This window comes from Planctomycetota bacterium, assembly GCA_033763975.1.
Classification (GTDB): Bacteria; Planctomycetota; Phycisphaerae; order Phycisphaerales; family UBA1924; genus RI-211.
This window is the reverse complement of sequence record JANRJM010000001.1, coordinates 266,035-288,255: the sequence shown is the minus strand read 5'-3', so window position 1 is coordinate 288,255 and position 22,221 is coordinate 266,035. Positions and strand designations below refer to the sequence as shown.

Below are 22,221 nucleotides of genomic sequence, written 5' to 3'. Positions count from 1 at the left end.
CAAAGCAAAGGCTGCGCGAAGATTCACTGTCCGGATGGCGCCTGCCCGGGCGCACCCGCGCCGTTCCGCGCCGGCAGCGTGTGCGGCAGTGTGTCGGGCGTGATGAACACGCGCGTCGTCACCGGCAGCGCCCCACCCTCGGCGTCGCGGAAGATGAACGCCGCCATCGACGCTTGCCATCCCGCCTGCGGCTTCGCCAGTTCGAACGTGTACGTGAGCGGATCGGCGCCCACCTGCAAGGGCGTGCTCTTCCAGTTCGGGCCGGTCTGGTCGAAGCGGAAGTCGCGTGCCTTGGGGTTCGTCACCTGCCAGAGCGCGGCGCTGTCGGCCTGCTGCGACAGCCGCACGGTCACCGTGTCGGCGCGCTCACCCCGCTCGACCGACCACGAGACGCGCGGGATCTCCCCGCCGCCGGTTGCGCGCTGGTAGAACGCGAGCACGTCGAGCAGCACGCCGGGCCCGCCCGCTCGCATGGAGTGCCCCACGTTCGGCACAACGCGCACACGGGCCCCGGGCGGCAGCGACGACTCGTAGTGCCGCAGCGAATCCGTCGGGAAGAACTCGTCCCCGCCGGCGTTTACGACGTACACCGGGCGCTCGCCGATGCGCGAGAGGTAGAACAGCGGGTCTTCGTGCGCGATGACCCGCGCGAGCTCGGGCGTGCCGAACATCGCGGGGATGCCGTTGGCCTCGTAGTCGCGCAGCGCCGGCGCCCAGAAGCCGTAGCTCATGTAGTGGTGCGGCGTGTGCGCCTGCATGTTCAGCACGTCGATCACCATGGGCGCGAGCGCCTTGACGCGCGGGTCGATCGCGCCGGTGAGCCACGTCGTCCACCCCCGCTTCGACGCCCCGACGACGAAGAACCCGTCGGGCACGGCGTCGGGGCGCGCCCCGCCCTCCGGCGTCTTCAGCGTCGCGAGGAACTCTTCCGTCGCGTCCATGCCCCGCACCGCGGCCTTCACCATCGGGAATCGCCCGATCCAGGTCGCGTCGTTGTCGCGAGCCGCGATCACCCAGGTGCGGGCCAGCAGGTCGTCCTCGAACCGCTCGCGCCCGTCGTTCTCGAGCGTCAGCGGCTGGTTGGGGACGTTGTCGAGATACGCGACGACCGAGCCGGCGCCGAGCAGCACCACCAGCTCGCCGGGCGGGGACGAAGCCGGCTCGGTGCGACGACGCCCGCCCCCGATGATGAACACCGGCGTGCGGTTCTTGATCGTGTCGGGCACGCCGATGGTCAGGTAGTGCGTCCAGATGGGGTGGCTCGTGTCGGCATCGGGGCGCCAGCGCTGCGACGTGAGACGCAGCACATGGACCGTGCCGCCGGGCACGACAAACTCCTTCGCCTTCGACCACGCGTACGCGCCGTCGTCGAACGCGACGTAGCGCTCGAGCGCGGACGCGCCGGGCGGCGAGCTGTCGGGCACGCCCTCGCCCAGCGGGATGGCGCCGATCCACCGCGTGGTGTCAACGTCGGGGAACCCCACGGGCAGGACGGGCGTCTGGGCCGCCGCCACGGCGTGCAGCAGCACCGCCGTCGTGACCGCCGCGAGTGTGCGCATGAACTTCATGGCGAGAGGGTACGGCATTTCCCGCGGCGGGACCGCGTCGGCCCGCGCGGGCGGCGCGTCTGCCCGCGTCACGAGGCCGGGTAAGCCAGGACTCACGGCGGGCGTGAGATGCCGCTCATCCCCCGGCGCATCCCGCCGCGATGCACCCGCGACCTGCAGCCCCGACGCCCGCCCCCCATGCCGGCGAGATCGCGTACGACATTCTCTGCGCCGCGTGCCGCTACCCCGCGGAAGGGCGGTCACCCGGCCGGTGCCCGGAGTGCGGCGGGTCCGGAACGGCGCGGGTCGTGCGGCGCTCGGCGTACGACCTCCGCTGCGAGCGCGTGCTGTGGGGCGTGCTGGCGGCGCACGCGCTGCTGATCATCGCGGTCGTCGTCGTCGCCCGGTTCGGGGCGCGCCTGCTGAGCGCGTGATCGCGCTCAGGACGGCGAGCCCGTTACGCCCGCGGACACTGCGCGGCGAGGCATCGCTGCGCCCGGGCGGGAGATAGACTTGCCTCCTTGCGGTTGACCGAAGTGTCTTCTCCCGGGAACTTTTGCGTGAATATGCACCGCTCGTCGCGCCGTCGCGCCTTCCTGCTCGCCACCCTCTCGGGCACTGTGCTGCCCGCGCTCGCGTCGGGCCAAACGACGCCGAACGCCGGCATGCTCCGCTGGCCCGACGTCTCACGCTCGCACATCGTGTTCTCCTACGCCAACGACCTGTGGATCGTGCCCAAGGACGGCGGCACCGCGACGCCCATCGCCTCGCCCCCCGGCCCCGAGCAGTTCCCGCGCTTCAGCCCCGACGGCGCCCGCGTCGCCTTCGTCGGCAACTACGACGGCAACCGCGACCTGTATGTCGTGCCCGTCGCGGGGGGCGTCGCCGAACGCGTCACCCATCACCCCGGCGCCGAGACGCTCTGCGACTGGACGCCCGCGGGCGACTCCCTGCACTTCATCACCAACGGGCTCGCCGGCCTCGCCCGCCAGACCCAGGCCTTCACCATCGACGTCGATGGCGGGGCGTACGAGCCCCTGCCCGTGCCCTACAGCGGCTTCGGCGCCATCTCGCCCGATGGCACCTGGCTTGCCTACACGCCCCACTCCACCGATTCACGCACCTGGAAGCGCTATCGCGGCGGCATGGCGACCGACGTGTGGCTCTTCAACCTCAAGGACAAGTCCAGCCGGCGCGTCACCGACTGGGAAGGGACCGACACCATCCCCATGTGGGTGCCCGGCAGCGACGGCGCCACGCTGTACTACCTCTCCGACGCGGGCCGCGAGCACCGCCTGAACATCTGGGCGTACGACGTCGCCCGGCGCACGCCCACGCAGATCACGACCTTCACCGACGACGACGTCCGCTGGCCTTCCATCGGACCGGGCTCCAACGGGCGGGGCGAGATCGTCTTCCAGCTCGGCGCCAAGCTCATGCTGCTCGACCTCGCGACCAAGGCGTCGCGCGAGGTGAAGGTCACCGTGCCGGGCGATCGCCCGACGCTGCGCGCCCGACGCGTGAACGCGGCGGACGCCATCACCTCGGCCAGCATCTCGCCCACCGGCAAGCGCGTCGCGATCGAGGCGCGCGGGGACATCTGGTCGGCCCCGGCCAAGGAAGGTGTCGTCCGCAACTTCACGCGCACCGACGGCGTGGCCGAACGCGACCCCGCGTGGAGCCCCGGCGGCAAGTGGATCGCGTACTTCTCCGACGAGGCCGGCGAGTACGAACTCTGGGTCCGCCCCTCCGACGCCAAGCCCCCGGAAGCAAAGAAGGACGATGACAAGAAGGACGACGACGCGAAGAAGGACGACGCGAAGCCGGACGAGCCGGGCACGCCCGACGCCGAGCCGAAGGACGACGGCGCCGAGAAGCCCGCGGGCGACGACGCCGCGTCGCACGCCAAGGCCGCCCCCCGCAAGCTCACCAACCTGGGGCCCGGGTTCCGCTCGCGCACGAACTGGTCGCCGGATTCCAAGCACATCGCGTTCACCGACCAGGGCGGGCGCCTGTTCGTGACGACGCTCGAATCCGGCGAGACGCGCGAGATCGACAAGGACCCGTGGATGAACTCGCCCTCGTGGAGCTGGTCGCACGACAGCGCGTGGCTCGCGTACACCCGCGCCGACGACCGCACCTCGACCGAGGTCATCTGGATCGCGAACGTCGCGACGGGCGAGAAGACCCGCGTCACCAGCGGGATGTTCGCCGCCGGCAGCCCGGCCTTCGATCGCACGGGCGACTATCTCTTCTACCGCTCCGCGATGGCCGTGAACAACCCTGAGTATTCCGACCTCGACTCGACCTACGCGTATCGCGGGAGCGAGGTCATTCTCATGACCCCGCTCCGTGCGGACGTCAAGAACCCCATGCTCCCCAAGAGCGACGAGGAAACGCTCAAGAAGGACGACAAGAAGGACTCCAAGAAGGACGCCGACAAGAAGGACAGCGACAAGAAGGACGCCGACAAGAAGGACGCTGACAAGAAGGACGCTGACAAGAAGGACGACGACAAGAAGGACGACGCCGCGCCCGACGACGGCGTGAGCGGGCGGTGGACCGGCACCGCCACGGGCGCCAGCCCCGAACTCGCCGCCGGGATGGCCGTCACCATGACGCTCACCCTCGGGCCCGACGGGCGGCTCACGGGGACGATCACCAGCGCGATGGGCTCGGGCGACCTCAGCGGCACGTACGACCGCGCCTCCGGGCAGCTCGACTTCACGTCGCGCATCGGCGAGAACCTCGTCACCTTCACCGGCACGCTCAAGGACGGCGCCGCCCGCGGACGTTGGACCGTCGGCGATCGCTCGGGCGACTGGTCCGTGACGCGGGACGCGGGGGGCGGGCAGCCCGCGGCGGACGGGAAGCCCGACGCCGCGAGCGCGACTGATGCCGAGAAGAAGCCGCTCGTCATCGAACTGGACGGGCTCGAGGCCCGCGCCATGCCGCTGCCCGTCGCCCCCGGGAACTTCGGCGGCATGGGCGTCGCCGACGGCAACAAGCTCATCTTCTCGCGCACGCAGGCGCGCGGCAGCGGCGAGACGGGCATCCGCGTGATCGAGTACCTGAGCGATGAGCGCGAAGAGAAGGGCGTCACCGGCGCGGGCGGGTGGGAACTCTCGGCCGACGGCAAGAAGCTGCTCGTCATCCGGGGCTCGAGCATCGCGATCCACGACCCCGCGGCCGGGGGCGGCAAGGCCCAGACCGTGCCGACCGCCGGCATGCAGTCGTCCGTCCGTCCGCGCGAGGAATGGCGACAGATCTTCGACGACGCCTGGCGCATCATGCGCGACTATTACTACGAGCCGACGATGCACGGCGTGGACTGGGCCGGCATGAAGGCCCACTACGGCGCGATGCTCGACGACGCCGCCAGCCGCGACGACGTCAACTGGATCATCGCCGAGATGATCTCCGAGCTCAACGTCGGGCACGCCTACCTCAGCGTCCCGGGCGATGTCGAGGATCAGCCGAGCGTGGGCGTCGGGATGCTGGGGTGCGACTTCGAGCGCGTCGAGACCGACGCCGGCGGCGCCTACCGCATCTCGCGCATCCTCGGCGGCGCCGCCTGGGACGCCGATGCCCGCTCGCCCCTCGCCCAGCCGGGCGTGGACGCCAAGGTCGGCGACTACCTCCTCGCGGTGAACGGCGTGCCGGTCGACGCGAGCCGCGACCCGTGGGCGGCCCTCGTCGGAAAGGTCAACCAGACGGTCTCGCTCACGCTCAACGCGCGCCCCGAGTTCGACGGGGCCGAACGCGAGGTCGTCGTCAAGACGATCCCCAGCGAGGTCAACCTGCGCTACCGCGCGTGGATCGAGGCCAAGCGGGCCTACGTCGCGGAGAAGTCCGGCGGCAAGGTCGGCTACATCTACGTCCCCAACACCGGCGTCGACGGACAGAACGACCTCTACCGCCAGTTCTTCGGGCAGCGCGGGACCGAGGCGCTCATCATCGACGAGCGCTGGAACGGCGGGGGGCAGATCCCCACGCGCTTCATCGAGCTGCTCAACCGCCCGGTGACGAACTACTGGGCCCGGCGCGAGGGCAACGACTGGCCCTGGCCGCCCGACGCCCACTTCGGGCCCAAGTGCATGCTCATCAACGGGCTCGCCGGCTCGGGGGGCGACATGTTCCCGTGGCTGTTCCGCCACAACAAGCTCGGGCCGCTCATCGGCACGCGCACGTGGGGCGGGCTGGTCGGCATCTCGGGCAACCCGCGCTTCGTTGACGGCGGGGCGATCACTGTCCCCACGTTCGGCTTCTACGAGACCGATGGCACGTGGGGCGTCGAAGGGCACGGCACCGACCCCGACATCGAGGTCATCGACGACCCGGCCCGGATGACCGACGGTGGCGACCCCCAGCTCGACCGCGCGATCGACGAGATGCTCAAGGCCGTCCGCGAGCGCCCGTACCGGGCCCCCAAGCGCCCGGCCAGCCCCAACCGCAAGGGCATGGGCATCCCCGAGAGCGATCGCTGAGCATCCGCCGGCGCACCGCGGTCGAAACGATCCGGCAGGGCAGGCGAAGAATGACGGAGTCGCCGGCGCCGGACGCCGCGCGCCCGGTGTCGCCAGGAGGTAGTCGCGCTCGTGTTCGTCATCGCCCTGACCATGCTCGTGCGCGACCGGTCGAAGTTTCTCTTCATCGTGATGGGCGTCACGCTGGCGTCGATGGTCATCACCTGGCAGGGCTCGATCTTCCTGGGGCTCATGAGCCGCACCGTCGCCGTGCTCACCGATATGCGCGACCCGGACATCTGGGTCATGGACCCGAAGGTGCAGTACATCGACGACGTGAAGCCGCTCTCGAGCACGGCGTTGTACCGCGTGCGAGGGGTCGAGGGCGTGGCGTGGGCGTCCCCGCTCTACAAGGGTCAGACCCGCGCGCGCCTCGCCAACGGGCAGTTCCAGAACTGCAACCTCATCGGGCTCGAAGATTCGACCCTGACCGGCGGCCCGCCCCGCATGCTCGAAGGGCGCCTCGAAGACCTGCGCCGCGCCGACGCGGTGATCGTCGACGCCGTCGGCGCCTCGACGCGCCTGGCCCGCCCACCGGCTTCGCCCGGGGGCTCGCCCGAGCCGCTGCGGGTGGGCGACATCATGGAGCTCAACGATCGGCGGGCGATCGTCGTGGGCATCTCCCAGAACACGCGGACCTTCCAGAGCCTGCCGACCATCTACACGACGTACGCCCGGGCGACGTCGTACGTCCCGCGCGAGCGCAAGCTGCTGTCGTTCATCCTCGTCAAGGCCGCCCCGGGAGAGGACATCCCCGCGCTGTGCGACCGCCTCGAACAGACGACCGGGCTGGCGGCGTACACCCGCGACGAGTTCAAGGGGCGCACGATCAACTACTTCATCCAGAACACCGGCATCCCGATCAACTTCGGGATCGCCGTGGGCCTGGGGTTCGTCATCGGCACCGTCATCACCGGGTTCATGTTCCTGAGCTTCACCGTCGACAACCTCCGCTACTTCGGCACGCTCAAGGCGATGGGCGCCTCCGACGGACGCCTGCTCGCGATGATCCTGCTCCAGGCGGGGGTCGTCGGCGGGATCGGCTACGGGCTGGGCGTCGGGATCGCGTCGGCCATGGGCAACGCGGCGGCGAACAGCCCGCTGGCGTTCTACATGCCCTGGCAGCTCCTGCTCGTCGCGGGGGCCGCCACGATCGTCATCGCGCTGGGCGCGGCCATGCTCGCCATCCGCAAGGTCATCGCCCTGGAGCCGGCGATCGTGTTCAAGGGCTAGCCGCCCCCCCGGCGCCCGGGCCCGGGCGGGGAGTGCATCCGCGGGGGCTTGACCGGCGAACAGTGTGCGGTACACTAACGGCGTTCAGTGAACGCTGTTCACTGTGCGACCCGGAGCCCCCCGTGCCCCCAGCCGATCGACGGGCCAGAGAGAAGGCGGCCGCCCGCGGGAAGATCCTTTCCGCCGCCCGGGATCTGTTCGTGCGTGACGGGCTCGAGCACGTCACCATGCGGCGCATCGCCGACGCGGCCGAGTACACGGCGCCCGCGCTCTACGTGCACTTCCCCGACAAGGACGCGCTCATCGAGGAGCTCTGCCGCGACGACTGCTGCATGCTGCGCGAGGCCTTCGGCGTGGCCGAGTGCATCGCCGACCCGGTGGAGCGCCTGCTCGAGATCGGGCGGGCGTACGTGCGGTTCGCGCTCGACCACCCCCACCACTACCGCTTCATGTTCATGACCCCCAAGCCGCCGCCCCCCGAGGCGGTGCTCTCCACCGTGCGCGACAACCCGGACCTCGACGGGTACGCGTTCATGCGTCAGGCGGTCAGCGAGTGCATCCGCGCCGGGCGCTTCAAGCCCGGCTACCGAGATCCGGAGCGTGTGGCGCAGATCTGCTGGGCCGCGGCCCACAGCGTCGCGTCGCTGTACATCATCCACGGCACGTGCCCGTGGGTGCGGTGGCGCGACCCGCTCGAGACGGCGTACCGCCTGCTCGAGGCCGTCACCGACGGCATGCTCGCGCCCGGCGACGCGCGGAAGGGGGTGTCGGCATGATCCGCGTGGCAATCAAGATGATCATGGGCGACCGGCTCAAGTTCTTCGGGCTGCTCATCGGGCTGTCGTTCGCGTCGATGCTCATCACGCAGCAGGCGGCGATCTTCCTGGGCTACACCACGCGCACGTGGGCGTTCATCGACGACGTCCCGTCGCCGGACATCTGGGTCATGGACCCGCAGGTGCTCTTCACCGAAGACTTCAAGCCCATCGCCGACACAGCGGTGCAGCGCGTCCGCGCGGTCGAGGGCGTGCGCTGGGCCGTGCCGATGTACAAGAACCAGCTCCCCGTGCGCCTGCGCGACGGCACGCTCCAGGCGTGCACCGTGGTCGGCGTCGACGACGCAACGCTCATCGGCGCGCCGCCGCTCATGGTCGAGGGAGCACCCGAGCACCTCCGCCAGAGCGACGGGGTGATCGTGGACGCCCGCGCCAGCGACCTGTCCATCGTGGACGCGTCCGGCGTGCGCCGCGCGCTCGCGCTGGGCGACACGCTCTCGGTGAACGACAACACGGCGCGCGTCGTCGGCGTGGCGACGCTCACGAAGGCGTTCTACTGGCAGCCGGTGATCTACACGACCTACTCGCGGGCGCTCGCCTGGGCCCCGCCCCAGCGGCGCCAGCTCACCTACGTGCTGGCGAAGGCCGACCCGGGCGAGGCGATCGATGCGGTCGCGCGGCGCATCGAGGACACCACCGGGCTGCGCGCGCTCACCCGCGACGAGTTCATCCGGATGACCGCGTCGTACACGCTCGACAAGACGGGCATCCTCATCAACTTCGGCATCACCGTGGCGCTGGGCTTTGTCATCGGGCTGCTCGTCGGCGGGCAGACGTTCTTCAACTACGTCGCCGACAACCTCAAGACGTTCGGCGCCCTCAAGGCCCTGGGCATGAACAACCTGGGGCTGGTCCGCATGATCGGCGCGCAGGTCGTCGTCGTGGGGCTGCTGGGGTTCGGCATCGGGGTCGGCCTCGCCGCGTTCACGGGCGTCATCTTCTCGCGCATCGGGATGGGCTTCCACCTGCCGTGGCAGCTCGCGGTGGGCTCGGCGGTAAGCGTGCTGTGCATCTGCGCGGTGGCGGCGTTGCTCGCCGGGCTGCGGGCGCTGCGCGTGGAGCCGGGGATCGTGTTCAAGGGGTAGGAACGCACCGCGGGGGGGCCGCCCGCTCGCACATCGAGCCCGCCGCAGCAGACGAAGAGGACCGCATGACACCCGCGAACCCAGCCCCGCGCACGTCCGATCTGTCCGCCACGCTGCGCGACGGCGAGTCCGTCGCCGTCCGCTGCCGCGCCGTGACGAAGACGTACGGCTCGGGCAACGCCGCCGTTCGCGCGTTGCGGGGGGTGGACCTGGACGTCCGCCTGGGCGAACTGCTGATGCTGGTGGGGCCCTCCGGCTGCGGCAAGACGACGCTGATCTCCGTCATCGCGGGAGTGCTCGACCGCGACGAGGGCGAGTGCGAGGTGCTGGGCGCCGACTTCAAGAAGATCGGCTCGGGCGCCACCACCCGGTTCCGCGCGGCGAACGTCGGGTTCGTGTTCCAGGCGTTCAACCTCATCCCCACGCTGACCATCGCCGAGAACGTCGCCGTGCCCTTGCTCATCAACGGCGTGTCGCGCCGCGAGGCCGTCGAACGCGCCCGCGCGATGCTGGCGCGCGTGGGTCTGGGCGACCGCACCCGCGACACGCCGACCCGGCTCTCTGGCGGGCAGCAGCAGCGCGTCGCGATCTCTCGCGCGCTGGTGCACAACCCGCGCCTGCTCGTGTGCGACGAGCCGACCAGCGCGCTCGACCACGCGACGGGTCAGAAGGTGATGGAACTGCTCCGCGACGTGGCGGAGGGGCACGACCTGTCGCTCGTCGTCGTCACGCACGACGCGCGCATCTTCGAGTTCGCCGACCGCATCGCCGAGATGGACGACGGGCGCATCGTGAACGTCACGACCGGCCAGTCGCACCGCAAGTCCGCCCACGCCCTGCCCCACGCCCCCTGACCCATACCACCGAGGCTCGCCATGATCCGCACGTATCTCATCCCGCTGCTCGCGATCGCCGGCGTCGTCTTCGCGACCGTCCAGGTCGTGAAGGGAAGCCGCCCCCAGATAGCCCAGCCGCCCGTCATCGAGCCGCCCCGCGCGCCGTACGACTCGTTCGTCGCCGGTTCCGGCCTGGTCGAATCGTCGTCGGAGAACATCGCCATCGGCGCCCCCGTGGGCGAGATCGTGACCGCGCTGCCGGTGCGCGTCGGCTCCGATGTCGCCGCGGGCGACGTGCTGTTCGAGCTCGACACGCGCGCGCTCCGCGCCCAGCTCGCGGAGCGCGAGGCGGCGGTGCGCGTGGCCGAGCGCACCGTTGCGCGCCTGGCGGCGGGAACCCGCCCCGAACTGCTGCCCCCCGCACGCGCCAAGGTCGCCGAGGCCGAAGCCTCCCTCGCCGACCAGCGCGACCAGCTCCGCAAGTGGGAGCAGATCACCGACGCGCGCGCCCGCAGCGAGGACGAGATCAGCCGGCGCCGGTTCGCGGTGCAGATGAGCGAGGCACGCCTCGAGGCGGCCAGGGCGGAGGTCGCGCTGCTCGAGGCCGGCACCTGGTCGTACGAGCTGGGCGTGGCCGAGGCGCAGGTCGTGCAGGCCAAGGCCGCCGCCGAGTCGGTGCGTGTCGAGATCGAGCGTCGGATCGTCCGCTCGCCGCTCAACGCGCGTGTGCTGCAGGTGAACCTCCGCGCGGGCGAGTTCGCCGCCGCGGGCACGCTGAGCACCCCGCACATCATGATCGGCGCGGTCGACCCGCTGCACGTGCGCGTGGACGTCGACGAGCACGACGCCTGGCGCGTGCGCGCCGGCGCCCGCGCCCGCGCGTTCGCCCGGGGCAACAAGGACATCAGCACCGAGCTGGAGTTCGTCCGCTTCGAGCCCTTCGTGGTGCCGAAGCGGTCGCTCACCGGCGACAGCGTGGAGCGCGTCGACACACGCGTGCTGCAGGTGATCTTCCGGTTCCCCCCGCGCGACCTCCCGCTCTTCGTGGGCCAGCAGGTCGACGTGTTCATCGAGGCCCCCCCGCTCGGACAAGTCTCATCCGCTCCCACCACCGAGGAACTCCCATGACCCGCGCCCTGCTCGCCCTCTCACTCGCGTCGCTCGCCGGCGCGTGCGCGCCCGTCGGCCCGAACTACGAACGCCCGGCCGTCCGCACGCCCGCGTCGTTCGCCTCGCTCGCGCCCGACGAGGGCGTCGCCACCAGCGGGCGCGACACCGCGATCGCCACCTGGTGGCGGGTCTTCGACGATCCCGTGCTTGACCGGCTCATCGCGCGCGCGGTCGCCGGCAACCACGACGTCCGCATCGCCGCCGCCCGCGTGCGCGAGGCCCGCGCGCTGCGCGGCGCCGCCGACTCCACCCTCCTGCCCAGCGTCGACGCCGCGGGCGGGTTCTCCCGCAGCCAGCGCAGCGGCACCATCGCCAACGCCTTCGGCAGCGACGAGCCCAACAGCCTCTGGCGGGCCGGCCTGGATGTCTCGTGGGAACTGGACATCTTCGGCGGGCGCCGGCGCGCCATCGAGGCCCTCGACCGCGACCTCGAGGCCACCGAAGAAGCCCGGCGCGACGTGCTCGTCACCCTCACATCCGAGGTCGCGCGCACGTACGTCGAGCTCCGCTCGCTGCAGCAGCGCCTGGAGGTCGGCGAGCGGGCGGTCGTCGCGCAGAGCGAGACCCTCGACCTCACCGCCTCGCGCGCCCGCGCGGGCATCGCCCCCGACATCGAGACCGAGCAGGCCCGCGCGCAGCTCGCAAACCGCCAGGGACAACTCCCGCCCATCCGCGCCGAGATCCGCCGCGCCACGTTCCGCCTGGGCGTCCTGCTCGGCCAATCTCCCGACGCGCTGCTCGACGAACTCCGCGCCCCCGCCGCCATCCCCACGCCCCCGGCCAGCGTGCCCGTCGGGCTGCCCTCCGATCTGCTCCGCCGGCGCCCGGACATCCGCCAGGCCGAACGCCAGCTCGCCGCGTCGGTCTCGCGCGTCGGCGTGGAGACCGCGGCGTTGTACCCGTCCTTCTCGCTCACCGGCGCGGGCGGGGTCGAGAGCGCCGACCTCGCCACGCTCTTTGATTCCTCCAGCCGCTTCTGGTCCATCGGCCCCAGCGTGCGCTGGCGCGTGTTTGACCGTCGCGAGATCCGCCAGCGCATCGCCGCGGCCGACGCCCGCTCCGAGCAGGCGCTCCTCGCCTACGAACGCTCGGTGCTGCTCGCGCTCGAAGAGGTCGAGGCGAGCCTGACCGACCTCGCCCAGCAGCAGGACCGCCGGCGCTTCCTCGCCCAGGCCGTCGACGCCGGCCGGCGCGCGGTCGATCTCTCCACCCAGCGCTACCAGAGCGGCGTGGGCGACTTCCTCTCCGTGCTCGTCAACCAGCGCGACCTCTACGACGCCGAAGACCAGCTCGTGCAGAGCGAACTCGGCGTCACGCGATCACTCGTGCTCGTCTACAAGGCGCTCGGGGGCGGCTGGGAAGACGACCCCAACACCAGCGCCGGGCAGACTACGCCTTCCGACGCCGACGCCCCGCCTCAGGACCCCGCGGCCGCACCGCCCGCCGACGAGTCGTCCCGCTCCACCACCTCGCCCTCCTGATAGGCCCGCACGAGCGTCTCGAGGTTCTCGATGTCCTGGCGGATCTCGCGCCCGTGCCACGTCTCGCCGATGGTGCGCGCGCCGGGATACCGCCGCACCGTGCCCACGCCCGGCTCGATGTCGGCCCCCTCGTGCACGACCGACTCCACACCCGTGAACGGCGCGAGGTGCGCGAGGTCGATGCGGTCCGGGCGAATGACGAGCGTGTAGCCGCGATCGCCGTACGCGGCGCTGAACGCCCCATCGATGGTGATCGCGTTCCCGCCGCGCTTGAGGGGCTCCTCGCCCTTTTCCATCTTCACGGGCACATGCCCGTTGACGACGAGCACGTCCTCGCCGCAGCCGAAGAGCGCGCCGATCTTCCGAATGAACGCCGCGTCGTGCATGAGATCGAAGTACGCGTTCTTCGTCTCCTTGTGGGTGCTCTTGTCGCCCAGGAAGTACGTCTCGAAGGTCGCGAGCTTGTCCTTGCCGAACAGCGGGCTGCGCGGGCCGCCCCACAGGTACCAGAGCCAGTCGGCGTCCTCGTCGAGCCCGAACCAGCGTTTGCGCATGGCTCGGCGCACGACCGACCCGAGCGCGTCCATGAGCTCTCGCCCCGCGACCTCGCGCCCGTCCACGCGCATCGAGAGCGGCACGCCCTGCCCATCCACCGGCACGCACGCGTGGAACATCAGCACGTCGTCGCGCCGCGTCCACATGCCCCCGTGGCGCACCAGCCACTCCATGTGCTCGCGCAGGCGCATCGACCGCGTGAACGAGTCGCGCAGGCGGTCCACGCACGCCTGCTCCTCGGGCGAGTAGGCGTACGGGTTCGCGGGGTCGATCGTGGGCAGGCGCGTGTCGAGCAGCGGGTGCGTCACGCCGCCGATGGTGACCGTGCCCGCCCGCAGATCGATGCGGTGCAGCAATCGCCGGTGATCCAGCTCCCACTCCGGGTGGCGCTCGATCATCCGCCCCTCGCTCTTGAACTGCATGATCGCGAGCGCCTTCTGCATCCGCGCCACGGTCCGCTCGTCGCGCAGGCCCACGCCTTTGGGCTTGAAGTGCTCCGCCGGGTCGTCGGCGTACACCTCGCGCACCAGCCGCTCGAGGGGCGTGGTCAATATGCCGTACCCCTCCTCCAACTGCGCCGCCTGGCGGTACCGCGCCGAGAACCGCAGCATCGTGAGCATGCAGGGCTCGTGCCCGAGGTGCGCTCCCACCCAGAGCATGTCGTGGTTTCCCCACAGCAGCGACACCGACGGCTGACGCATCAGCGTGTCGCACACCCGGTCCATCCGGGGCCCGCGATCGCCCAGGTCGCCGATCACGAGCAGTTCGTCGATCGACAGATTCCGGATCAGCCTCGCCGCGGCCCGCACCGCGCCCCAGTCGCGGTCGTGCGCCGCCAGCCCGCGGATCATCTCGCCGATGTACGCCGGACGCAGCGCGTTGCCCAGCTCCATGAACAGCTCGCGGTACGTGCGGGGGATGAGCGCCTCGAAGCGGTCGCGCCGGTACGTGGTGCGGAGCACCCGCACGATCTCGAACTGCAGCGTGAGCGTGCGCTGCACCCACTCCAGGCGCTCCCCGCTCGCGACGATCTCGCGCGAGAACGCGTTGATCGACTCGCGCGGGTAGTAGAGCACCGCCAGGAACCGCTGCTTCTCCCGCGCGCTCAGCCGGTCGCCCACCACCTGCTCCACCAGCCCGCGCAGCGCGCCCGACGCGTTGTTGATCACGTGGCGCAGCTTCGCGTCCTCGCCGTGCACGTCCGAGATGACGTGCACCACGCCCATCGGCAGCGTGAGCTTGGCGCGCAGCGCCGCGATCTCGCAGATCGCGCTCTCGGCCGTCGGGAACCGCGCCGCCAGCGAACGCAGCATGCTCCGACGACGAACGTCTTCCCCCGAATCCTGCCCCTGGCCCTGGCTTGTACCCATAAGCGCGCAGTGTAGAGCCCCGCGGGCGTGCCTCGTCGAAACACCGGGGCGCCGCCCGGCGATCGGCGCCGTGCCCTACTCCGCCACCGCCTCGCGCAGCGCGCGCAGGACCCCCGGCGAGAACCGCCCGTGCGCGTCCCGCGCCGACGTGTGCAGCCAGTCGCTCCCCGACGCCTCCCGCACGGCGCGGGCGTTGTCGGCGCGAACCCCGCCGCCGGGCAGCAGGTCCAGCCGCCCGCCGATTGCGCCGCGCACGGCGCGTAGCCGGTCGGTCGCGCCGGGCGCACGCACGCTCTGCCCGCCCGAAGCGAGCAGCCCGCCGAACCCCAGCGAGACCAGCGTCTCGATCGCGCCCCGCCAGTCCGCCAGCGCGTCGAACACGCGGTGGAAGACGGGCGTGGCGCCCCCGCACGCCGCGACGATCGCCCCGCACGCGCGGGGGTCGATCTCGCCCGAGTCGGCGACCACCCCGAACACGAGCCGCGCCGCCCCCGCCGCCGAGAATGCGCGGGCGCTCGCCGCCATCGCGTCTACCTCGCGCGCCGACGCGCGATAGCTGTCCGCCCGCTCGCGCAGCATCACCGCCAGCGGCCCGCGCCCCGCCGCGACCACCCGGCGCACGTCGGCGAGGTCGGGCGTCACGCCGTTGGTCTCCAGGCGGGCGCACAACTCCACGCGGTCCGCACCGGCGTCGAACGCCGCGAGCGCGTCCTCGACGGAATCCACCGCGACCTCGATCCGCGCCGCGCGCGCAGGCGCCGCGCCGCGCTTCGCTCGGGGGCCCGCGTCCGGGACCGCGCCCGTGCCCGCCGCCGTCGTGTCGTTCTCGCGTCCGCTCATGCGCGCACCCCGCGGAACATCGCTCCCAGCGCGCCCTCCAACTCCAGGAGTGCTCGCTTGCGTTCCAGCCCGCCCGCGTACCCGTGCAGCGTGCCGTCCGACGCCAGCACGCGGTGGCACGGCACAAGCATTGCGATCGGGTTCGCGCCGTTCGCCGCACCAACCGCACGGACCGCCCGGGCATCGCCCAACCGGCGCGCGATCTCACCGTACGTCGTCGTCTCTCCGTAGGGGATCTCCGCGAGCAGCGCCCACACCCGTCGCTGGAACGCCGTCCCGCCCGCGTCGAGCGGCACGTCGAACGCCCGCCTCGCGCCCGCGAAGTACTCGCGGACCTGATCGGCACACCGATCCACCGCGCCGCGCGCGGTCCCATCGTCCGCCGCGCACCGCGCGGCGTCTGCGCACGCCGCGTCACCAGCGCCGGCGGGCGCCCCAACGGCCGGAGCCCCGTCGAGAAACCCCACCCGTCGCACCCCGCGGGCGCCGCCGACCACCTCGACCCACCCCAGCGGGGTCCGCAGCACCCGTCGGAGCACAACCACCGGTTCTCCCTCGCCCTGTCGCGTTGTGTCCACGCCCGCACGATATCGCGCCGGCGCCCTCCTATAGTCGGGGCTTTGGGGAGTAGTTCTCCGCGCCGCCGGCGCGGGCGTGCGGGTCGTCAAGACGGATCGGGGCGGCTGTCCCCGGTCCCGGCCCCCACGGCGCGTCGCATCGACGCCGCGAGCGAGACCAGCGTCAGCCCTGTCGCGCGCCGCGCGGAGGTCGTGATGTTGGCGGAAGTCGTTGTTCTCGCACAGGACCTTGCCCCGGCGGCCGGCGATCCCGCCGCCCTGAAGCCCTGGGCGTACGCGATCTTCCTGCTGCTCATCTGCGCGTTCCTGGCCCTTGATCTGGGTGTCTTCCACCGCGAGGCGCACGTGGTCTCCATGAAGGAGGCCGTCACCTGGTCGGTGATCTGGCTGACCTGCGGCGTGCTCTTCGCGGGCGTGGTCTACCTCGCCTACGAGAACCACTGGCTCGGGCTGGGGCTCTCCACCCCCATGTACAACCCCAACCCCGGGGTGGGCGAGGAAGTCATCATCCGGGGCGAGGTCCTCGGGTCCACCGCCGCCAAGCACTACCTCACCGGCTACGTCGTCGAGAAATCGCTCGCGATGGACAACATCTTCGTCATCGCGATGATCTTCTCGTACTTCGCGATTCCCGCCCGCTATCAGCACCGCGTGCTCTTCTGGGGCATCCTGGGCGCCCTTGTCATGCGGGGCATCATGATTTTCCTCGGCGCCGAACTCGTCCTCCGCTACACCTGGATCCTCATCATCTTCGGCGCGTTCCTGCTCCTCACCTCCGCCAAGATGGCGCTGGTCCACGGCGAGTCCGACCCCTCGCGCAACCCGGTCGTCCGCCTCGCGCGGCGGCTGTACCCCACCGTCACGTTCTACGACGGGCAGCGGTTCTTCACGCGGCGCACGGTCCCGCCGACCTACACGACCGACCCCGCCACCGGCAAGATGGTCATGGACCCGCCCCCCCCGGGCACGCTCCGAACCGCCGGGAAGGCCGCCACCCCGCTCTTCCTCGCGCTCATCATGGTCGAGGTGACGGATCTCATCTTCGCCGTCGACTCGATCCCGGCGATCTTCGCCATCACCCCGGACCCGTTCATCGTCTTCACCAGCAACATCCTGGCGATCCTGGGGCTGCGCGCGCTCTACTTCTGCCTGGCCGCCCTCATCTCCAGGTTCCGGTTCCTGAAGCCGGCCCTGATCCTCATCCTCGCCTTCGTCGGGGTGAAGCTCCTGCTGCTGAGCGTACCCCCGTACCTCCCTGTGCTGGGCCTGGAGGCCGGACGCCCCGTCAAGATCGAGGCCGAAGTCTCGCTGATCGCCGTGCTGGCCACGCTCGCGGGCGCGGTGGTGCTCTCGATCCTCTTCCCCAGCACGCCCCGCGCGAACTCGGGCGATCCCCCCGCCGCGCCCCCGGGCACCTGACCCCGGCGCACCCTACCGTCCCGGTCCGCACCGGCCCGACAGCGCGCCGGTCGCCGGAGACGCTCGCATGCTCGCGTGGTTGTGGGTCGGCTTCATCGTGTTCGTGCTGGCGATGCTCGCGATCGACCTGTTCCTCGTCAACCGCAAGCCGCACATCATCAACATCCGCGAGGCGCTCGGCTGGACGGGCGTGTGCGTCGTTCTCGCGCTCGCGTTCAACGTCGGCGTCTACTTCATCTACGAGCACGACCTGTTCGGCATCGGCGAGAAGTTCGCCCACATGCGCCCCGGCGACGACCCCGCCCCCGCCGGCGGCATGGGCCGCCCCGCCGCAATCCAGTTCCTCTCCGGCTGGCTCATCGAGTACTCGCTGAGCATGGACAACATCTTCGTCATCGCGCTCATCTTCTCGCACTTCCGCGTGAAGCGCGAGCACCAGCACCGCATCCTCTTCTGGGGAATCCTGGGCGCCCTCATCCTCCGGGGCATCATGATCGGCGTCGGCTCGGCCCTCGTCGCCCAGTTCGAGTGGATCCTCTACCTCTTCGGCGCCATCCTCATCTTCACCGCCTACAAGCTCGTCGCCCAGAAGGAAGACGACTTCCACCCCGAGAACGGGTTCGTGCTGCGACTCTCCCGCAGGCTGCTGCCCATCTCGCCCGAGCCCGACGGGCAGCGCTTCGGCACCCGCATCAACGGCAAGTTCTTCTTCACCCCGCTCTTCGTCGTGCTGCTCGTCGTCGAGACGACCGACGTCGTCTTCGCCATCGACTCCATCCCCGCCATCTTCGGCATCACCCGCGATCCGTTCCTCGTCTTCACGTCCAACGTCTTCGCCATCATCGGGCTGCGGTCCCTCTACTTCGCCCTCGCCGCGCTCATCGAAAAGTTCACGTACGTCAAGTTCAGCCTCGCCTTCATCCTCGCCTTCGTCGGCGTCAAGATGCTGCTGGAGGGCGTCCAACACCTGCGGGGCCTGGCCGACTGGGCCTTCGCCGGCGTGCCCGCGTGGCTCGGCTGGCTGCCCGCCGAACCGGTGCACCTCTCCCCGGGCGTTTCGCTCAGCATCATCGCCGCCTCGCTCATCGTCGGCATCGGCACCTCCTTCGTCGTCTCGTCCAAGCAACAGGATCCCGCCGAACCCGACCCGCCCCCGGGCGCCTAAGAACGGTCGAACACCCGGAGACGCCCCGCCTCCATGCCCTGGCCGTGGATCCTGCTCATCTCCCTGGTCTGCCTGCTGGTCGTCCTTGACCTGCAGTTATCCCCACGCGGGCCGCTGTCGCGCGCCTCGCTCTTTGCCCGCGCGGGGTTCTACGTCCTGCTCATGTTCGGCGTCGCGTTCCTCATCGCGCTGGGCTTCGAGCATCACACGTTCGGCCTCGGGCTCGACGCGCACGGCGCACCCACGCTCTCCCCGAGAAAGGCCGGCCTCGCACTCATCACCCTCACGCTCTGGCAGGTCGCCCTCGATCTCGACGGCGTCTTCGTCGTCGCCGCGCTGTTCACCCACCTGCGCACGCCCCCCGACGCACGACACCGCGTCCTCATGTGGAGCGTCCTGCCCGCCATGGCCGTCCGCGGCGCCCTCATCGGCAGCGGCGCCTGGGTGCTCGAGGTCGCCCCCTGGGCGCGATTCCTCATCTGCGGCCTGCTGCTCCTCGCCGCCCTGCGCATGCTCGTGGTGCGCCAGGAGTCCTTCGACGAAGGTCGCAACTGGATCCTCGCCGTCCTCCGCAGGTACATACCCCCCACTTCCCGCTTCCGGGGTGACGACATCCTCACCCGCGAGGGCGGGCGTCTCGCCTTCACCCCGCTGCTCGCGGCCCTGGTCCTCCTCGGCACCGCCGACCTCTGGATCTCCTTCGACTCCGTCCCCGCCGCGCTCGCCCTCTCCCGCGATCCGTTCCTGCTCTTCGCCTCCAACGCCCTTGCGCTGCTCTGCCTGCGTTCCATCTACGGGGCGCTCGAGGGGCTCAAGGGCTGGCTGCGCTTCGTCAAGATCGGCCTCGCGTGCGCCATCACGTACGCCGCCATCGTCATGGCCCTGCCGCGCGCACTGCACCCGACGATGCTCGAGTCGCTCGCGGTGATCTTCCTGTGCGTCGGCGCCGGGGGCGTGTTCGCGCTGCGCCCGCGCACGCCCCTGCCGGACAACATCTCCGCGCTGGGCGAAGACGCCGACCGGGCGGCCCGCCTCGCGCTCCGCCGCGCGCGGCAGGCGGTCGTGCTCGTCGTCGGTGGGTCGCTCCTGGTAATCGCGCTCATCATGATCCCCGGGCCGGGCCCGGGAATCCCCGTCGCCTTCATCGCGCTGGCCATCCTCGCGAACGAGTTCGCATGGGCGCGGGAACTCCTCGAGAAGTACCGCGGGAAGGCGATGAAGGCCGCCGAAGCCTCCGCCGCCGCGGCCCGACGCCGCTTCCGCCCGTGGATCATGATCCCCCTGGTGTTGGGCACGCTCGCGTTCTTCGCGAGCCTGTACATCTGGACACCCATGCCCCTCTTCGGCGCGATCCTGGGCGCGATCCCGGTGCTCGTCGGGCAGGCCGCCTGGGGATACCTGGCATTTGTCCGCAAGCCCGCCGCGAGCCCTGCGGGCAACGGAGCCTCTCCGGACGCGCCCGGCGCTGATACAGGTCCCTCCGCGCCCTCCGACGGCCCGCCGGCCAGTCACGAGGCCGCCTGACTACGCTCGCGTCGTGTCGCGCACGGCGATCTCCATCGGCAACTTCGACGGCGTCCACCTGGGCCATCAGCGCCTGATCCGCCGCGCCCGCGAGCTGTGCGGCCCGGCCGGACGCGTCGTCGCCCTCGCCTTTGATCCGCATCCCACCACCCGCCTGCGCCCCGCGCACGCGCCCGCGCGGCTCACTTCGTTCGAGCAGCGCGCCGACCTGCTCCGCGACGCCGGCGCCGACCTCGTCGAGCCACTCGAGCCCACCGACACGCTCCTCGCCCGCTCGCCCGAGGACTTCATCCGCGACATCCTCTCGCGCCACGCCCCCGCGTACTTCGTCGAGGGGCACGACTTCCGCTTCGGGCATCAGCGGCGCGGCAGCGTCCGCACCCTGCACGAACTCGGCGCCCGCCACGGCTTCGTCTGCGACGTCGTCGAGCCCGTCGACGTCGTGCTGGGCGACCACCAGCTCGCCCGCGCCAGCAGCACGCTCGCACGCTGGCTGCTCACGCACGGCCGCGTCGCCGACGTCGCCCGCGTGCTCGGACGCCCGTACGAGATCATCGGCGAGGTCGTGCCCGGCGATCGGCGCGGACGCCAGATCGGTGTCCCCACCGCCAACATCCGCACCGAGCAGGCGCTGCCCGCCGAGGGCGTCTACGCGGGCGTCGCCACCCTCCCCGACGCGCGGCGCCTGCCCGCGGCCGTCAGCGTCAGCTCCCGCCCCACGTTCGACGGCGTCGGACGCCGCCTCGAGGCCCACCTGCTGCTCGACCCCGCCGACGCCGCGCAGGCGCCGGCCCGCTGGGCGCCGATCCCGGGCCTGCCCGAGTACGCCTGGCCGCTGCGCATCGCGCTCACGTCGTGGATCCGCGACGACCTTCGATTCGACTCCGTCGGGGCGCTCTGCGACCAGATGGCACGCGACATCGCGCTCGTGCGGCGCCTGGCGCACGCGCCCGCGCTTCCTACCCTCCCCCTTCCGCTCGGGAGTTCCGCATGACGACCGCCTGGACAACCAGCGCTTCCCTCGCCGAGGTCAGCGAGTTTCTGCGTCCGCGCCGGCGCATCGTCGTCACGACGCACGTGAAGCCCGACGGGGACGCCATCGGCTCCACGCTCGCGCTCGTCCGCGCCCTCAACCATCCGGGCCCGTGGAACCCGCGCCCGCGCGCCGAGGCGTGGTACTTCGGCCCACCCCCCGCGTGGCTGGCCGACATCGCCGGCGACACGCCCCACCGTGTGCTCGCGCCCAACGAAGCCCCGCCCGATGATCCGGCGATCGACGCCGTCTGCGTGCTCGACACGGGCTCGTGGGCGCAGCTCGAGCAACTGCGCGTCTTCCTCGCGTCGCGGTCCGACATGACCGCCATCGTCGACCACCACATGCACGGCGACGCCGATGTCGCGCGCCGGCGTCACATCGAGACCGGCGCCGCCGCCGCCTGCCAGCCGGTCGCGGAACTCTGCCGCCTGCTGCTCGGCGCCGACTCCCTCAGCGCGCTCCCGCGAGCCGTCGCCGAGCCGCTCTACCTCGGGCTCGCGACCGACACCGGCTGGTTCCGCCACAGCAACGTCTCGCGCGCCGTCATGGAGACGGCGGGCGAACTGCTCGCCGCCGGCGCCGACAGCGCCCACCTGCACCAGGTCGTCGAGCAGCGCGAATCCCCCTCGCGCCTGCGCCTGCTCGCCCGCGCGCTCGCCAGCCTCGAGCTCTTCGAGCACGACCGGCTCGCCGTCATGACCCTCCGCCGCGCCGACTACCACGAGACCCGCGCCCAGCCCGGCGAGTCCGGCGGCTTCGTCGACTTCGGCCAGACCCTCCGCACCGTCCTCGTCACCTGCCTGCTCACCGAGGCCGAGCCCGCCGAAGCGCCGGGCGGCAAGGGTCCCCTCACCAAGATCAGCCTCCGCAGCAAGCCCGACACCGTCGACGTCAACCAGGTCGCCCGCGCCATCGGCGGTGGCGGGCACGTGCAGGCCGCCGGCGCCCGCATGCCCCTCGATCTCGACGCCACGCGCCGTGAAGTCGTCCGCCTCATCGCCGCCGCGCTGCGCAGCTGAC

At 71.4% G+C, this 22,221-nt stretch carries 17 protein-coding genes; 13 read left to right on the top strand and 4 right to left on the bottom strand.

Going from position 1 to position 22,221, the window contains the following annotated elements; genetic code table 11:
• Positions 1-23 precede the first annotated feature (23 nt).
• Positions 24-1,568 (bottom strand): PhoPQ-activated protein PqaA family protein, encoded by a 1,545-nt coding sequence (locus SFY69_01265; protein MDX2130663.1) that lies wholly within the window; start codon positions 1,566-1,568, stop codon positions 24-26.
• Positions 1,569-1,855: 287 nt separating this feature from the next.
• Between SFY69_01265 and SFY69_01260 the strand changes: the two genes are divergently transcribed.
• From SFY69_01260 to SFY69_01225, 8 genes are all read left to right on the top strand, one after another.
• Complete coding sequence (locus SFY69_01260; GenBank protein ID MDX2130662.1) at positions 1,856-1,981, top strand: hypothetical protein; 126 nt, start codon at positions 1,856-1,858, stop codon at positions 1,979-1,981.
• A 132-nt stretch (positions 1,982-2,113) separates the two neighbouring features.
• The gene (locus SFY69_01255; GenBank protein ID MDX2130661.1) at positions 2,114-6,034 is read left to right on the top strand and encodes a PDZ domain-containing protein; all 3,921 of its coding nucleotides are present in this window, start codon (positions 2,114-2,116) and stop codon (positions 6,032-6,034) included.
• A gap of 111 nt (positions 6,035-6,145) precedes the next feature.
• Positions 6,146-7,306, top strand: a complete 1,161-nt coding sequence (locus tag SFY69_01250; GenBank protein MDX2130660.1) for an ABC transporter permease — start codon at positions 6,146-6,148, stop codon at positions 7,304-7,306.
• 122 nt (positions 7,307-7,428) lie between these two features.
• The gene (locus tag SFY69_01245) at positions 7,429-8,082 is read left to right on the top strand and encodes a TetR/AcrR family transcriptional regulator (GenBank protein ID MDX2130659.1); all 654 of its coding nucleotides are present in this window, start codon (positions 7,429-7,431) and stop codon (positions 8,080-8,082) included.
• Positions 8,079-9,227, top strand: coding sequence for an ABC transporter permease (locus SFY69_01240; protein ID MDX2130658.1), 1,149 nt, complete (start codon positions 8,079-8,081; stop codon positions 9,225-9,227). The genes SFY69_01245 and SFY69_01240 overlap by 4 nt, the downstream gene beginning before the upstream one ends.
• Before the next feature lie 65 nt (positions 9,228-9,292).
• Complete coding sequence (locus SFY69_01235) at positions 9,293-10,081, top strand: ABC transporter ATP-binding protein (protein MDX2130657.1); 789 nt, start codon at positions 9,293-9,295, stop codon at positions 10,079-10,081.
• Between the two features lie 21 nt (positions 10,082-10,102).
• Positions 10,103-11,191, top strand: a complete 1,089-nt coding sequence (locus SFY69_01230) for a biotin/lipoyl-binding protein (GenBank protein MDX2130656.1) — start codon at positions 10,103-10,105, stop codon at positions 11,189-11,191.
• The gene (locus SFY69_01225) at positions 11,188-12,714 is read left to right on the top strand and encodes an efflux transporter outer membrane subunit (protein ID MDX2130655.1); all 1,527 of its coding nucleotides are present in this window, start codon (positions 11,188-11,190) and stop codon (positions 12,712-12,714) included. Before SFY69_01230 ends, SFY69_01225 begins: the two co-directional genes overlap by 4 nt.
• Here the strand turns inward: SFY69_01225 and SFY69_01220 are convergent.
• The 3 genes from SFY69_01220 to SFY69_01210 form a co-directional block, all read right to left on the bottom strand.
• The gene (locus SFY69_01220; GenBank protein MDX2130654.1) at positions 12,651-14,639 is read right to left on the bottom strand and encodes a fructose-bisphosphatase class III; all 1,989 of its coding nucleotides are present in this window, start codon (positions 14,637-14,639) and stop codon (positions 12,651-12,653) included. The two genes, SFY69_01225 and SFY69_01220, sit on opposite strands and share 64 nt — an antisense overlap.
• Before the next feature lie 75 nt (positions 14,640-14,714).
• The gene (locus SFY69_01215; protein MDX2130653.1) at positions 14,715-15,479 is read right to left on the bottom strand and encodes a copper homeostasis protein CutC; all 765 of its coding nucleotides are present in this window, start codon (positions 15,477-15,479) and stop codon (positions 14,715-14,717) included.
• Positions 15,476-16,057, bottom strand: a complete 582-nt coding sequence (locus SFY69_01210; GenBank protein ID MDX2130652.1) for a methylated-DNA--[protein]-cysteine S-methyltransferase — start codon at positions 16,055-16,057, stop codon at positions 15,476-15,478. Before SFY69_01210 ends, SFY69_01215 begins: the two co-directional genes overlap by 4 nt.
• A gap of 195 nt (positions 16,058-16,252) precedes the next feature.
• On the opposite strand from SFY69_01210, the gene SFY69_01205 reads away from it, so the two are divergent.
• The 5 genes from SFY69_01205 to SFY69_01185 all read left to right on the top strand — a co-directional run bounded on the left by SFY69_01205 (position 16,253) and on the right by SFY69_01185 (position 22,220).
• On the top strand, positions 16,253-17,476 hold the full coding sequence (locus SFY69_01205; GenBank protein MDX2130651.1) for a TerC family protein: 1,224 nt from the start codon (positions 16,253-16,255) through the stop codon (positions 17,474-17,476).
• A gap of 67 nt (positions 17,477-17,543) precedes the next feature.
• Positions 17,544-18,641: a TerC family protein gene (locus tag SFY69_01200; GenBank protein MDX2130650.1), complete on the top strand. Its 1,098-nt coding sequence runs from the start codon at positions 17,544-17,546 to the stop codon at positions 18,639-18,641.
• Between the two features lie 33 nt (positions 18,642-18,674).
• A complete protein-coding gene (locus SFY69_01195) occupies positions 18,675-20,165 on the top strand; it encodes a PGPGW domain-containing protein (GenBank protein ID MDX2130649.1) in 1,491 nt (496 codons plus the stop codon).
• Between the two features lie 13 nt (positions 20,166-20,178).
• Positions 20,179-21,159 carry a riboflavin kinase gene (locus tag SFY69_01190; GenBank protein ID MDX2130648.1) on the top strand — a complete coding sequence of 327 codons (981 nt, stop codon included), beginning with the start codon at positions 20,179-20,181 and terminating at the stop codon, positions 21,157-21,159.
• On the top strand, positions 21,156-22,220 hold the full coding sequence (locus tag SFY69_01185; GenBank protein MDX2130647.1) for a DHH family phosphoesterase: 1,065 nt from the start codon (positions 21,156-21,158) through the stop codon (positions 22,218-22,220). The genes SFY69_01190 and SFY69_01185 overlap by 4 nt, the downstream gene beginning before the upstream one ends.
• Position 22,221: the final 1 nt, after the last annotated feature.

What these genes read in the sequence shown, in the direction of transcription:
- SFY69_01225 (MDX2130655.1), top strand. Translation starts at nt 11,188, where the DNA reads ATGACCCGCGCCCTGCTCGCCCTCTCACTCGCGTCGCTCGCCGGCGCG.
- SFY69_01220 (MDX2130654.1), bottom strand. Translation starts at nt 14,639, where the DNA reads ATGGGTACAAGCCAGGGCCAGGGGCAGGATTCGGGGGAAGACGTTCGT.
- SFY69_01230 (MDX2130656.1), top strand. Translation starts at nt 10,103, where the DNA reads ATGATCCGCACGTATCTCATCCCGCTGCTCGCGATCGCCGGCGTCGTC.
- SFY69_01215 (MDX2130653.1), bottom strand. Translation starts at nt 15,479, where the DNA reads ATGAGCGGACGCGAGAACGACACGACGGCGGCGGGCACGGGCGCGGTC.
- SFY69_01235 (MDX2130657.1), top strand. Translation starts at nt 9,293, where the DNA reads ATGACACCCGCGAACCCAGCCCCGCGCACGTCCGATCTGTCCGCCACG.
- SFY69_01195 (MDX2130649.1), top strand. Translation starts at nt 18,675, where the DNA reads ATGCCCTGGCCGTGGATCCTGCTCATCTCCCTGGTCTGCCTGCTGGTC.
- SFY69_01255 (MDX2130661.1), top strand. Translation starts at nt 2,114, where the DNA reads ATGCACCGCTCGTCGCGCCGTCGCGCCTTCCTGCTCGCCACCCTCTCG.
- SFY69_01200 (MDX2130650.1), top strand. Translation starts at nt 17,544, where the DNA reads ATGCTCGCGTGGTTGTGGGTCGGCTTCATCGTGTTCGTGCTGGCGATG.
- SFY69_01265 (MDX2130663.1), bottom strand. Translation starts at nt 1,568, where the DNA reads ATGAAGTTCATGCGCACACTCGCGGCGGTCACGACGGCGGTGCTGCTG.
- SFY69_01240 (MDX2130658.1), top strand. Translation starts at nt 8,079, where the DNA reads ATGATCCGCGTGGCAATCAAGATGATCATGGGCGACCGGCTCAAGTTC.
- SFY69_01205 (MDX2130651.1), top strand. Translation starts at nt 16,253, where the DNA reads ATGTTGGCGGAAGTCGTTGTTCTCGCACAGGACCTTGCCCCGGCGGCC.
- SFY69_01185 (MDX2130647.1), top strand. Translation starts at nt 21,156, where the DNA reads ATGACGACCGCCTGGACAACCAGCGCTTCCCTCGCCGAGGTCAGCGAG.